Source organism: Streptomyces yangpuensis, assembly GCF_001005295.1.
In the GTDB taxonomy this organism is placed as follows: Bacteria; Actinomycetota; Actinomycetes; order Streptomycetales; family Streptomycetaceae; genus Streptomyces; species Streptomyces yangpuensis.
This window is the reverse complement of sequence record NZ_LBMK01000002.1, coordinates 757,704-771,312: the sequence shown is the minus strand read 5'-3', so window position 1 is coordinate 771,312 and position 13,609 is coordinate 757,704. Positions and strand designations below refer to the sequence as shown.

Here is a 13,609-nt window from a genome sequence, read left to right as displayed (position 1 = left end):
CCTTACTCCCCTTCAACACGCATGATGCTGGCGACACCGCGTACGGTGTCCAGCTTCCGCAGCGCTTCGACGGTCCCCGAGAGGGCGGCGTCGGCCGCGCGGTGGGTGACGACGACGAGGGAGGCTTCCTTGCCGACCCCGTCTGGACGACCTTGCTGCCGGACGGTGTCGATCGAGACACCGTGCTCCGCGAACGTGGTCGCCACCTGGGCGAGGACGCCCGGCTTGTCCGCCACATCGAGGCTGATGTGGTAGCGGGTGACGACGTCGCCCATGGGGCTGACCGGCAGCTGGGTGTACGCCGACTCGCCGGGCCCCGTTGCCTCGGCGAGCTTGTTGCGGGCGACGGCGACGAGGTCGCCGAGGACCGCGGACGCGGTCGGGGCGCCGCCCGCGCCGGGCCCGTAGAACATGAGCCGCCCGGCGGCCTCCGCCTCGACGAAGACGGCGTTGTACGCCTCGCGGACGGAGGCGAGCGGGTGGCTCAGCGGGATCATCGCCGGGTGGACGCGGGCGGTGACGGACTCGCCGTCCGCGGCGCGCTCCAGGATGGCGAGGAGCTTGATGGTGCAGCCCATCCGCTTGGCGGAGGCGAAGTCGGCGGCGCTGACCTCGGTCATGCCCTCGCGGTAGACGTCGTCGAGGCGCACGCGGGTGTGGAAGGCGATGCCGGCCAGGATCGCGGCCTTGGCGGCGGCGTCGTAGCCCTCGACGTCGGCGGTCGGGTCGGCCTCGGCGTACCCGAGGGCCGTGGCCTCGTCGAGCGCCTCCTGGTAGCCGGCGCCGGTCAAGTCCATCTTGTCGAGGATGAAGTTCGTCGTGCCGTTGACGATGCCCATCACGCGGTTGATCTTGTCGCCGGCGAGGGACTCGCGCATCGGGCGGACCAGCGGGATGGCGCCGGCGACGGCGGCCTCGTAGTAGAGGTCGAGCCCGGCCTGCTCGGCGGCGGCGTGCAGCGCGGCGCCGTCCTGGGCGAGCAGCGCCTTGTTCGCCGAGACCACGGAGATGCCGTGCTCGAAAGCGGTGGTGATCAGGGTGCGGGCCGGCTCGATGCCGCCGATGACCTCGATGGCGATGTCGATGTCACCGCGTTTGAGGAGGGCGGTGGCATCAGTGGTGATCAGCGACGGGTCGATGCCCTCGCGGACCTTGGAGGGCCGGCGCACGGCCACGCCGGCGAGCTCGACGGGCGCGCCGATCCTCTGCGTGAGGTCGTCGGCGTGCGTCGTCATGATGCGAGCCACCTCTGAGCCGACCACTCCACAGCCCAGCAGCGCCACCTTCAGCGGACGCGTACGCATCATTCGACCTACGCCTTTCGATCTTCCATCAATACCCCGCACGCGGTTTGCGCGCGGGGTGTGAACCAGTCTCACTCAATGGACAGCACTTTCCATCTTCGGTCCATTTCGTGAGACACCTATTTCATCATCCGAGGTCGAGTCGCAGGAGATCTTCCTCCGTCTCGCGGCGAACGATCACTCGGGCCTGTCCGTCACGCACGGCGACGACCGGCGGGCGGAGCGCGTGGTTGTAGTTGCTGGCCATGGAACGGCAGTACGCGCCGGTCGCGGGCACGGCGAGGAGGTCACCGGGCGCCAGGTCGGCCGGCAGGAACGCGTCCTTCACGACGATGTCACCGCTCTCGCAGTGCTTGCCGACGACGCGCACGAGCATGGGCTCGGCGTCGGAGGTGCGGGAAACGAGGGCGATCGAGTATTCGGCGTCGTAGAGGGCCGTACGGATGTTGTCGGACATCCCGCCGTCGACGCTGACGTACGTACGCAGCCCCTCCAGCGGCTTGATCGTCCCCACCTCGTACAGCGTGAACGCGGTCGGGCCGACGATGGCACGGCCGGGCTCGACGGAGATCCGGGGGGCGCGCAGCCCGGCGCTCTCGCACTCGCGGGCCACGATCTCGGTGAGCGCCTTCGCGATCTCGTGCGGCTCGCGGGGGTCGTCGCCGGAGGTGTAGGCGATACCGAGGCCGCCGCCGAGGTCGATCTCGGGCAGTTCGACGCCGTGCTCGTCGCGGACCGCGGCGAGCAGCCGCACGACGCGCTTGGCGGAGACCTCGAAGCCGGCCATGTCGAAGATCTGCGAGCCGATGTGGGAGTGGACGCCCAGCAGCTCCAGCGAGTCGTGGCCGAGGGCGCGCCGCACGGCCTCGGCAGCGGACCCGTCCGCGACGGCGATGCCGAACTTCTGGTCCTCGTGGGCGGTGGCGATGAACTCGTGCGTGTGCGCCTCGACCCCGACGGTCACGCGGATCTGCACCGGCTGCCGTACGCCCAGCTCACGGGCGATGTGCGCGACGCGGGCGATCTCCTGGAAGGAGTCCAGGACGATGCGACCGACACCGGCCCCCACGGCCCGCCGGATCTCGCCCTCGGACTTGTTGTTGCCGTGGAAGGCGATCCGGTCGGCCGGCATCCCGGCGGCGAGGGCGGTCGACAGCTCCCCGCCGGAGCACACGTCGACGTTGAGCCCCTCTTCCTTCAGCCACTTCACGACGGCCTTGGACAGGAACGCCTTCCCGGCGTAGAAGACGTCGGCGTCCTTGCCGAAGGCGTGCGCCCAGGCCCGGCACCGGGCCCGGAAGTCCTCCTCGTCGAGGAAGTAGGCGGGCGTCCCGAACTCCTCGGCGAGCCTGGTGACTTCGATGCCGCCGACCGAGACGACGCCGTCGTCCCCGCGCCGCACGGTGTGGGACCAGACCTTCTCGTCGAGCGCGTTCAGGTCGGCGGGCGGCGGGGAGTAGTGCCCTTCGGGCAGGACGTCGGCGTGGCGGGGCCCGGCGGGGTGCGCGGAACGGCTCATCGGCTTCTCTCTTCGCAGGTCATAGGCGTTCGGGTGCGTCCATGCCGAGCAGGGCCAGGCCGCCGGCCAGCACCGTCCCGGCGGCTTCGGCGAGTGCCAGCCGGGCGCGGTGGGCGGCCGAGGGTTTCTCGTCCCCCTGGGGCAGTACGCGGTACTGGAAGTCGAGCAGCGCGTCGGCCAGCTCGACGAGGTGCCGGGTGAGCCGCTCGGGGGCGCGGTGGTACGCGGCGGCTTCGAGTACGAGGGGGTGGTCGGCGAGGAGGCGCAGCAGGGCGGGGGCGTCGTCGACGTCGCCGGGCTCGGGGCGGAAGCCCAGCCGGGCGGCGTTGCGCAGGAGCGCCCGGCTGCGGGCGTGGGCGTACCGGACGCGGAAGACCTCGCTGGCCTCGCCCTGTACGAGCAGGAGGTCGCAGAAGGAGGGGGTCTCGCGGGCGGGTACGGCGAGCATCGCCCAGCGGGCGGCGTCGGCGCCGTAGCGGGCGACGACGTCGCCGTCGCGCCTGGCGACGGGGGCGACGACGGGCAGGTCGGCGGACGGGGCGGCGGGCAGGGCGGCGGGCAGAGGGACGGGCGGGGCGGCGGACTCCGTGGCGCCCTGGACATGCAGGATCCTCGAAACACTCCCCCGCACGACGCTCTCCCGCAGCCCGGCCCCGCCCTCGTCGGCGCACACGCTCCGAACGGCGACGTCGCGGATGACGGTGCCACGCCTGACCGCGTCGGCTATGACCGCGGGGGCGGAGGGGGCGGGAAGCACGAAGTTGAGGAACCCGGCCCCGGTGATCTCGACGCGCTCGATGCCGGGCTCCGCACCGAGCCGGCGGGCCAGTACGCCGGCCACGTCCCGCGGCGGGCATCCGGCGGCCTTGGCGACCTGGAAGGCGACGGGGGTGGCGTAGTCCCCCACCCCGCCGGGCCGGGTCCGCTCGACGACGACCCGCTCGGGCGCGGCCGCACCGGCGGCCAGCTCCCCGTCCGCGACGGCGCAGCGCACGGCGCGTACGACGCAACGGGAGAGGTCTGCGGGGGTCACGGGACCAGCCTAGGGGAGACGCCCCGTCATCCCGCGAAGGGTTTCGCCATGTGAACAGCGGGCTGAGAAAGAGACCGCGGCCGGACAGCCGGGAAGGGCGTCACGGGGCGTCAGCCACGCCCTCTCCCGGCGGGAGCCCCTCGCCTCCCGTCGCGCCGGTCCTTGCGCTCGGCCAGCCGCCGCACGATCCGTACCAGCTCGGTGGGCTCGAAGGGCTTGGCCAGGAAGGCATCCACCCCGGAGGCGATGCCGGACTCGACCTCCTGCTGCGTACAGGCGCTGACGATGGCGACGGGCACGTCCCGGGTCCGCGGATCGGCCCGCAACTGCGCGGCGGCCCCGAACCCGTCCAGCTTGGGCATGACCACATCAAGGGTGATCACGTCAGGACACACCTGGTGCACCACGTCCAGGCACTCGGCACCATCGTTCGCGGTCACGACCTCGAAGCCCTCCAGCTCGAGATTGACCTTGATCAGCTGCCGGATGACCTTGTTGTCGTCGACAACGAGGACCCGGCCCGAGACGCCTGGCACAACTCGAGAGTAGGTCGGCGCGGGCCCCCGCGTCCGGGTTTTTGCCACTTCCACACCGTGCGGGCGACGCACTCACCCCTCCCCCACAAACGGGTTCCTGATCACCCCGTGGAAGCTGGTAGTGTTCAACCCGTCGCCGCACCACAAGCGACACGCCCCCGTAGCTCAGGGGATAGAGCAACGGCCTCCGGAGCCGTGTGCGCAGGTTCGAATCCTGCCGGGGGCACTCCAGCAGAGACAGCGCGATCACGCCGCTGACAAGCTGAAGTGCCAAGCATGAAGGCCCGAACTCAGTCCCACTGAGTCCGGGCCTTTGTCGTTGTTACGCACTGCTCCCTTGTGAGGGGCGTGTGGGCACCGCGTTCGGTGCGGGGCGAGCAGCCGGGCACCGCGACCCAGGCACTGGGGCGGACCGCCACCCGCTCACAAGGCACCTGGGTCCTCACCCCCCGGACCCCGAACCCGTCATCCTCCTCGGTCCGCCTGTAGCGATCCCGGTCGAGGCGGCCGGTACCACGGGCCCGCCCACGCGGAAGAACCGGGGCGGGTAACGTGCTCTCGAAGCCGACAGGTGGCCCCGGAAACGGAACAGGCAGCCCGTGACGTGCTCGTCGGGCGGCTGGAGCGGTGGGCCGGACAGGTCCCGGGCTCGGCCGCGGTGGACACCTTCGCCGTGGCCGCCGCGCTCGACTACCGGCACGGTGGCACCGTCGACGGGCGGCTGGGCCTGTGGGAGCCGCGGCACGTCCAGGCGTTCCTGCTCGACTGGGCGCCCCGTACGGTGACGGTCCTGCCGGGCGAGGAGCTGCCCGGGGCACCGGATGCACTGCGCCTGCTGCTGCGCTACCTGGATGCCACCGGGCTGGCCGACCCGCGCGGCACGGCCCTGGACACCCTGCTCGGCGCCGTAGACGACACAGCAGCCGGCTATCCGCAGGCGATGGCCGACCGGACCCGCTGGGGACTCGCGAAGTTCTGGACCACCCTCGCTGCCGAGCAGGGCGTCGACCTGGGCAGCCCGGCGGCACTGGCCAGGTTCAGCAAACGCGCCCGGCAGGGCGAGATCCCGTACGACGAGGACGTACTGCAGGCGATCGCGGCACGGCACATGACCGAGGGATCGCCCGACGCCCTGCGGGCCGAGCCGCAGTTGCCCGTCACCCTCCCGCCACCGGAGACGCTGAGGGCCGAGGCGGGGCGGGTTGGGCTGCTCGGCATGCTCCAGGGCTCGCCGCATGGGCGGGCAGGGAAGGCCGGCCTGTCACCGCCACCGGCCGACTGAAGACCGCTGACGCACGCGAGCTCGCCGAGCTGCTCGGCACCGGGGACACACCGCCCGCGGCCGTGCGCTCCGTAGACGCCCTGCCGCGCCTGAACCTGGTCTTCGAACTGGCCAGGGAAGCCCGCCTGGTACGCGTCGTCAAGGGTCGCGTGCACGCGGTCGGAAAGGCCGCCGGCGACCTGAAGGACCCGCTCGCGCTGTGGCGGCGAGCGTTCGATGCCGTGTTCGGCATGCGGCGGCAACTGCTCGGTGCGAAAAGCGGCTGGCACACCGAATCAATGCTCTTCGACGCGTACGAGGACGTTCTCCCCGACATCCTCAACACCCTCTACAGCCTGCCCCACCCGATGCCCTGGCACCGGTTGCGCGACTCCGTCGACCACGCGTACCGGGGCCGGTTCCGGCTCGGCGGCACCGCGCCCCGGATGTGGTTCGACGACGCGCACCGCGACCTGCGCGTGGTGCTGGACCTGCTGGATGAGCTCGGCGCCGTCGAAAGGCTGGTGGGCCCGGCAGACCCCGTCTACCAGTTCCTCCCGCTCTCCGCGGGCGCCGACGACCCGGCTCCCCGCAATCCCGCCGGGAGCCCCACGCTTACAGGCCCGACCGGTGGCCTCGTACCGGACACCGGCGAACCATCCGACGGTCCCGTGGAACTCATCCGCCTCACCGCCCTGGGTACGTGGGCGGTACGCGCCCGCCTGCTCGACGCCGGCCGCGACGCACCTCTCATCGGGGAACTCGCCCACGCGCCCGCCGCCGGCCTCCTGGGCACCCTTGCCGAGCACTACGACAGCGACTCGGCCCGCCTCGAACTGGACCAGTGGGTCCAGGCCCACGACGGCCCCGAACGCGCCTTCCCCCTCCTCCTGGACGCCGTCCGCACCATGCCCTACCGCACGCGCGGACAGGCCATGCTCGAAACGCTGTGCGCCGCGCTTCCCGAGGGTGAAGGCGACCGGTTCGCCCTGCCCCTGCGCCGCGATCCACAGCTGGCACCCCTCGCCATCGGTGTTCTCGTCAACCGGGGCCTCCTCGCCCCCGAGAACCTGACCGAGGCCGAGAGTCTGGTCATGGTCGCGGAAAGCATGGTCCAGTACCTGGAGGCGACCGGCCCGGCCCGCTTCGGCGACGCGATCCGTACGCAGGGGGCCGACTTCCGCGAGGCTCTCGACGTGGCCCTGACCGCCCCGCACCCCGACCACGCCGCGCTGCAGGATCTGCGCGATGCCGCGGCGCGGCTGCCCCGCACGTCTACGGCACGCACCGGGCGGCGACCGGGCACGACGGCCCGGCCCACGCGCGGAGGAAAGCCGGGACGCGGACGCCGCCGGTAGGCCGCACCGAGGTCATCCCGCCCGCGCGGGGCTCGTGGCCGGCGCCACTTCGCGGCGCCTGCGGCGGCTCCGGCAGCCTTGTCAGGGCCTGTCCTCTGCGCAGTAGGGTGTCCGGTCGTGAGCGAGTACCAGTACTACGAGTTCCTGGCCATCGACCGGCCGCTGGACGAGGGCGAGTTGGCGCAGGTACGGGCGCTGTCCACCAGGGCACACATCACGCCCACGAGCTTCACCAACGAATACCACTGGGGCGACTTCCGCGGTGATACGACCAAGTTGGTCGAGCAGCTCTACGACGCCCACCTCTACTACGCGAACTGGGGCAGCCGCCGCCTCGTCCTGCGCCTGCCCGCCGCCCTCCTCAGCGCCAAGGCCGCTGCCCCCTACGCGTTGGAGGAATCGCTGAGCGTGTGGACCTGCTCCGGGCACACCCTCCTCGATTTCTCCCTCTCATCGGAGGACGGCGGCGAGTGGGACTTCGAGTCAGAGTTCTCGCTGTCCGCGTTCGTGGGCTTGCGCGCCGAACTGGCGGCCGGTGATCTGCGGGGGCTGTACGTGGCCTGGCTCGCCGGCCTGGGCATGTGGGAGCCGGCCGAGGACGACGAGGAGGAGGAGTACGTCGGCGAGGTCGAGCCCCTGGTGCCGGCCGGTCTGGCCTCGCTCACCGGGCCGCAGCGGGCCCTGGTCGATTTCCTGGGCGTGGACCCCGACCTCCTGGCCGTCGCCGCCCAGGCGAGCGCCCCGGCCCCGCAGGCAGCCGCCGTGGACAGAGCGAACCTGGCCGAGTTCATCGCGAGGCTGCCCGCCGAGGAGAAGGACGCCCTGCTGCTGGAAGCGGCACTCGGCACCGCTCCCCAGCCCGGCCCGCAGCTCCTCGCCCGCCACCGCGCCGCCCGTCTGTCCGGACCGTGCTCCGCCGCCGACGCCGCCGAGCGCCGCACTGCCGCCCAACTCCTGGGCGCCGCCCACCTGTACCGCACCGAGCGCACGCACCGGGCAGCGGAGGAGAAGGCCACTGCCGCGCGAGCACGGGCCGAGGGCATCTCCCAGGCCCGGGACGCACACCTGGCCCGCCTCGCCCAGGACACCGAGCGGGCATGGCAGGACGTCGACAAGCTGATCGGGGAGAAGAAGGCCGGCCCGTACGACGTCGCGGTCACGCTACTCACCGACCTGCGCGAGATCCACGCCCGTTCGGGAACCAGTAGTGCCTTCGAGGACCGGGTCGGCGCGCTGCGTGCGACCCACCGCGGCAAGCCGTCCCTGATGCGCCGCTTCGACGCCGTCGGCATGCCCAACCCCTGACAGCAACACGACCCGACCGCCCGCCGGGCGAGCCCTGGTCAGATCGGCGATCGGATCGCACACGGCGGCGCCGGGTCCGTCATGGCCGTCTGGGACGGCTGTGTCAACCGAGTCGCCCCTGCGCCGCGCCCTTCGCCGTGTCCGCGGAGATCCTTCCTGCCCGCACGGACACTCGCAGGTGCGGAGAAATGAGCTCGGCCATGTGCGCATGCGAGCCATGTACGCATGCGAGCCGTGGACCGCCGCGCTGACGTGCCCGTCCCCGTCCGTCGGCGCGGTTCACGCGACCGGGCGATTCTCACCACCAGACCAGGGCCGAATGAATAACCCGAGCTATAATAGCTTCACCTATCCAAAGGGAGGGTTCGTGGACAAGCCCGCGGAGATGTTCGACCGCACCTTCGAGTGGGCCGAGCTGACCCGGTTCGCCACCCTGCCGGGGCCGCAGGCCATGCTCGGGGTGGTCTCGGGTCGCCGGCGCCAGGGCAAGACGTTCCTGCTCGACGCGGTCACCCGCGCCGGCGGGGGTTTCATGTTCACCGCGACCGAGACGACCGAGGCCGACGCCCTGCGCCAGTTCGGCGAGGCCCTGGCCCGCTACCGCGGCCAGGCCACGCCGTTCCGCTTCGCGCACTGGGACGAGGCCGTCACCGAACTCCTGCGGCTCGCCGACCGCGGCCCGACCACCGCGGTGATCGACGAGTTCCCCTTCCTGGCCAAGGCGTCACCCGCCCTGCCCTCGGTCATCCAGCGGGCTCTCGACCCGGCCGCCCAGCACACCAACACTCCCGTGCGGCTCCTGCTCTGCGGATCCGCCCTGTCGTTCATGGGAAAGCTGCTGGCCGGCAACGCCCCGCTCCGCGGTCGCGCCGGGCTCGAACTCGTCGTCCCCACACTGGACTTCCGGCTCGCCGCAGAGTTCTGGGAGATCTCCGACCCGCACACCGCCCTGATGACCAACGCCATCGTGGGCGGTACCCCCGCCTACCGCCGGGAATTCACCCAAGGGGACACACCGCAGGGACCGGACGACTTCGACGACTGGGTCGCCCGCGCCGTCCTCAACCCGGCCCGCCCCCTCTTCCGCGAAGCCCGCTATCTGCTGGCGGAGGAACCCGAACTCCACGACGTCGCGCTCTACCACTCCGTACTCGCGGCGATCGCCGCCGGCAACGCCTCCCGCGGCGGTATCGCCGACTACCTCGGCCGCAAATCCACCGACCTGGCCCACCCGCTCAGCGTCCTCCAGGACGTCGGCATGATCACGCACGAGACCGACGCGTTCCGCCGCAACCGCTCCGCGTACCGCATCGCCGAACCGCTCGTGACCTTCTACCACGCGGTCATGCGTCCCGCCTGGGGGGACCTGGAGCGGCCAGGGCGCGCCGCCGCCGTATGGAAACGCGCCCACTCCGCCTTCCGCAGCAAGGTCCTCGGCCCCCGCTTCGAACAGGTCTGCCGGGAATGGTCCCGCTGGTACGCAGCCCCTGAAACCCATGGTGGCCAGGTCTCCCGAGTCGCCGGTGGCACCGTCAACGACCCCGCCGCCAGGACCATCCATGAGGTCGATTCAGCCGTCTACGGCGATACCGGCGACGGTCGCGAAGCCCTGCTCGCCATCGGCGAAGCCAAATGGAACGATGTCATGGGGACCGGCCACCTGGAACGCCTCCGGCACATCCGCGGCCTGCTCGCCAAAGGCGACGCCGCGACCGACCGCACCCGGCTGCAGTGCTTCAGCGGCGCGGGCTTCACCGACGACCTGCGCCGCCTCGCCGACAAGGACCCGACCGTCCAGCTGATCGACGTCGACCGCCTCTACCACGGCACGTAGCCCGCGCGGACCACCGCGTCCGCCCACTGCCGCGATGCCTCCTTCGCGATCCAGCCTCACCCGCACCACCTGCCGCCTGATTTCTGCCCTTGCAGCGCCTCGGATGAGATCGGCAATGCCTCCCGTACTCAGCGCGGCTGAGTCGGTTCCGCCTCGGCCACAGGCCGGCCCCATGGTGCGCATGTCCTGCAGGTGGCGCCTCTGGATTCGCCCCTGGGCCGGCCGCGCTGCTTCGCGGCGTCACTGTGCCGCGCCTGCGGATCCCGCTTTCGTGGGCCGCTTCGGGGCGAACCGCCTCTCCAGGGGCGGAAGATCGCTACCGTGGTGACCGTTCGGATGAGGGGGGAGCCATGAAGGCCGACACGGTTGATCTGCGACGCATCTTCGGGAAGGACGTCCGGTACACGGTTCCGTTGTTCCAGCGTCCCTATGTGTGGGACAGGGACGACAACTGGGCTGCTCTGTGGGAAGACGTGCGCAGGACGGTGGAGCGTGCCGAGGAGGCGGTACGGACCGGGGAGGCCGTCGCGCCGCACTTCCTCGGCGCCGTCGTGTTCGACGAGGCGCCCCACATGTCGTCCGACCTGGAGACCCGGCAGGTCATCGACGGTCAGCAGCGGCTGACCACGCTCCAGCTGTTCCTCTTCGCGGCCAGGCTCTCGGCCATCGCCCGGGACCACCAGAAGTCCGAGCGGCTGCTCAGGCGGTTCCTGGAGAACGACGAGGACCTCTTCGACCGCGACCGGCACCCCGACCACCGCTACAAGGTCTGGCCCACGAACGCCGACCGTGAAGAGTTCCGTTCCGTCATGCTCGGCAAGGGCGGAAGTGGACGGCTCGGCCAGGCGGTGGAGTACTTCCGGCAGGAGATCGACAAGTGGCTGACCGAGGCGCCCGAACCGCACGAGCGGCTCGGAGCGCTGGTACAGACGATGCGTGAGCACTTGCGCCTGGTCATCATCGATCTGGAGGAGCACGACGACGCCCAGGTCGTCTTCGAGACCCTCAACAGCCGCGGAACGCCGCTGGAACACGCAGACCTGGTGAAGAACCTGTTGTTCCGGGACGCCGAGCATGCCGGCGCGGACATCGACCGGCTCTACCGGACCTACTGGGCCCCCTTCGATCAGGCCGAGTGGCGGACCGAGCAGACGACGGGCCGCATCACCCGCAGTCGGCTCGACGTGTTCCTGACCTACTGGCTCACCATGCGCACCCAGCGCGAGTTCACCTCTTCAGCCCTGTTCAAGGAGTTCGAGCGCTGGCTGCGCTCCGCCTCCGTTCCCACCGAGCAGGTGTTCGCGGAACTGACCCGGTACGCAGAGATCTACGAGCGTCTCGACCAGTACCCGTCGCACGGGCTCGAGGGCCGGTTCCTGTACCGGATGAAGGTCATGCAGATGTCGACGCCGATGCCCCTGCTGCTCTTCCTCTTCGGGCTGAGCGAGGAGGTGCTGTCGCCCGAGCGCCGGCGCAACGCCGTCCGCGCCATCGACAGCTACCTCGTGCGGCGGGCGATCCTCAACCTCAGCAACCGTGATTACAACCACGTCTTCCGCGACCTCGTGGCCGCGGCGGCGCGCGAGCCCGAGCGTGCGGACGAAGTCATCATCACGACCCTGACGGGGATGCACGGCCAGCACCGGAACTGGCCGACCGACGCGGAGTTCCGTACCGCCCTGGAGCAGGACCCGCTGTACGCCCGGCTCTACCGCCACCGCGTCCGGATCCTCCTGGAGGCGCTGGAGGACGAACTGCGCACCGACCACACGGAACAGCTGACCGCTCCCATCGGCGCACAACTCGGCTCGAAGCTGACGATCGAACACGTCATGCCGCAGAGCTGGCGCGACAACTGGCCGCCCCTGGCGGACGATCCGGACGAGGGTGCCGGGCGCGACGAGCTCGTCCACACCCTGGGCAATCTGACCCTGGTGACGGCCCGGCTCAATCCCACCCTCGGCAACATGGCATGGGACGACAAGCGGCAGTGGCTCGGTGAGCACAGCCTCCTGCGCCTCACCCACGGCACGCTGCTCAACGCCCCGCCCGGTTGCGGTGTCGACACGTGGTCCTCCGCCTGGGACGAGGACCGGATCCGCGCCCGGGGCGCCTACCTCGCCTCGGTGGTCCTGGACATCTGGCCCTCCGCCGACGGCCTGCGCGCCGCCGACGCCGTCCCTGCGATCCCGGCCTCCCGGGCCGCCGGACACTGACCGGCCAGGCACCGTCCGCCGGCACGGCGTGGCTTCCGGCGGTTTCCGGTGATCTGCACGAGGGAGGGGCGGCGGGGTCTGTGGCTTTTGAGGTGCGGGTCGGCGGGACGGGCTGCCTATGGTGGGTGGTGAGCCTGCAGTGTGCTGCTGACTTGGCGCTTTGCGGGAAAGAGCGCGGATGGATGGGGCGGCACGGATGCGTGAGCTGGTGGAGACGGCGCGGCAGTGGGTGGCCGAGGGGCGGGCGGGGTATCTGGCCCGGCCCGTGACCGAGCAGGGTTTCGGGCCGCGGGATCCGGGCGGGGCCGTGCTCGTCGATGCGCGGGGGGAGTGCGTCGGCAGCCTGTACCGCGGGGTCTTCGACGCCGAGCTCGTCGCGGAAGCCGTGGCCATGGCGCCCGGGGCCACCGCGCGGGTGTGCGAGGTGTCGGTTGCCGGCGACGCGGCCGTGGCGGCGAAGCTGACCTGCGGCGGGCAGGCCGAGGTGCTGCTCCAGCCGCTCGCGACGATTCCCGCAGAGTGGTGGGAGCTGCTCGGCGAGGGCGTCGGGGTGGCGCTGGTGACCCGGCTGAACGAGGCCGCCGACCAGGCGTCCAGTGAGGTCGTACGGGCCACCGCGGTGCCGGGCGACGATGCCGGGCGGCGGGCCGGCGAGCTGCTGGCCACGCGGCGGGCCGGGCGGGACGCCCTGTACGGGGAGTCGGGCCTGGTGCTGGTGGAGGCCCAGCCGTCGGCCCCGTACCTGGTCATCGGCGGCGGCGGTGAGCTGGCCGCCGTCATCGAGCGGCAGGCACTGCTGCTGGGCTGGGAGGCCGCACGGGTCGAGGCGGCCGGGCCGGCGGCCGAGGTGATCGAAGCGCGCCGGGACGCCGCGTGCGTGGTCATGCTGAGCCACGACGAGCAGTTCGACGTGCCGACGCTGCGGGCGGCGCTGGCCGCAGGGGTGCCGTACGTCGGGGCGCTCGGGTCGCGGCGTACGACGGCGCGGCGGCGGGAGGGACTGCTCGCGGCCGGGGTCAACGAGGCAGAGCTGGCCCGGGTGCACGGGCCGATCGGGCTGGACCTCGGCGCCCGCACGCCGGCGGAGACCGCGCTGGCGATCTGCGCCGAGATCCTCGGGGTGCTGGGGGCGCGCAAGGCGGGTGCGCTGCGGGACGCCGACGGGCCCATCAACACCTGATGCCCCCTCGCGCCCCGCCAGTCCCCTTGGCCCTACCAGTCCCCTTGGCCCTGCCGGTTCCCT

The 13,609-nt window shown here is 71.6% G+C and carries 10 protein-coding genes and 1 tRNA gene; 7 read left to right on the top strand and 4 right to left on the bottom strand.

The window, feature by feature from the left end; all coding sequences use genetic code 11:
- Positions 1 to 2 precede the first annotated feature (2 nt).
- From AAT21_RS08875 to AAT21_RS08860, 4 genes are all read right to left on the bottom strand, one after another.
- Positions 3 to 1,307: a homoserine dehydrogenase gene (locus AAT21_RS08875; protein WP_200904359.1), complete on the bottom strand. Its 1,305-nt coding sequence runs from the start codon at positions 1,305 to 1,307 to the stop codon at positions 3 to 5.
- A gap of 124 nt (positions 1,308 to 1,431) precedes the next feature.
- Complete coding sequence (gene lysA / locus AAT21_RS08870; RefSeq protein ID WP_046776160.1) at positions 1,432 to 2,823, bottom strand: diaminopimelate decarboxylase; 1,392 nt, start codon at positions 2,821 to 2,823, stop codon at positions 1,432 to 1,434.
- A 19-nt stretch (positions 2,824 to 2,842) separates the two neighbouring features.
- The gene (gene nrtL, locus AAT21_RS08865) at positions 2,843 to 3,856 is read right to left on the bottom strand and encodes an ArgS-related anticodon-binding protein NrtL (RefSeq protein ID WP_046776159.1); all 1,014 of its coding nucleotides are present in this window, start codon (positions 3,854 to 3,856) and stop codon (positions 2,843 to 2,845) included.
- A gap of 110 nt (positions 3,857 to 3,966) precedes the next feature.
- Positions 3,967 to 4,440: a response regulator gene (locus AAT21_RS08860; protein ID WP_063838105.1), complete on the bottom strand. Its 474-nt coding sequence runs from the start codon at positions 4,438 to 4,440 to the stop codon at positions 3,967 to 3,969.
- A gap of 106 nt (positions 4,441 to 4,546) precedes the next feature.
- On the opposite strand from AAT21_RS08860, the gene AAT21_RS08855 reads away from it, so the two are divergent.
- From AAT21_RS08855 to AAT21_RS08830, 7 genes are all read left to right on the top strand, one after another.
- Positions 4,547 to 4,618 (top strand) — tRNA-Arg (locus AAT21_RS08855).
- Positions 4,619 to 4,963: 345 nt separating this feature from the next.
- Complete coding sequence (locus AAT21_RS36600; RefSeq protein ID WP_157879655.1) at positions 4,964 to 5,674, top strand: hypothetical protein; 711 nt, start codon at positions 4,964 to 4,966, stop codon at positions 5,672 to 5,674.
- A gap of 62 nt (positions 5,675 to 5,736) precedes the next feature.
- Entirely contained in the window at positions 5,737 to 7,011 is a 1,275-nt protein-coding gene (locus AAT21_RS36595) for a hypothetical protein (RefSeq protein WP_107081227.1), read from the top strand.
- 117 nt (positions 7,012 to 7,128) lie between these two features.
- A complete protein-coding gene (locus AAT21_RS08845; protein ID WP_046776157.1) occupies positions 7,129 to 8,316 on the top strand; it encodes a hypothetical protein in 1,188 nt (395 codons plus the stop codon).
- Positions 8,317 to 8,683: 367 nt separating this feature from the next.
- Positions 8,684 to 10,150: an AAA family ATPase gene (locus AAT21_RS08840; RefSeq protein ID WP_046776156.1), complete on the top strand. Its 1,467-nt coding sequence runs from the start codon at positions 8,684 to 8,686 to the stop codon at positions 10,148 to 10,150.
- Positions 10,151 to 10,500: 350 nt separating this feature from the next.
- Complete coding sequence (locus AAT21_RS08835; protein ID WP_046776155.1) at positions 10,501 to 12,366, top strand: DUF262 domain-containing protein; 1,866 nt, start codon at positions 10,501 to 10,503, stop codon at positions 12,364 to 12,366.
- A 196-nt stretch (positions 12,367 to 12,562) separates the two neighbouring features.
- The gene (locus AAT21_RS08830) at positions 12,563 to 13,546 is read left to right on the top strand and encodes an XdhC family protein (RefSeq protein WP_046776154.1); all 984 of its coding nucleotides are present in this window, start codon (positions 12,563 to 12,565) and stop codon (positions 13,544 to 13,546) included.
- Positions 13,547 to 13,609 lie beyond the last annotated feature (63 nt).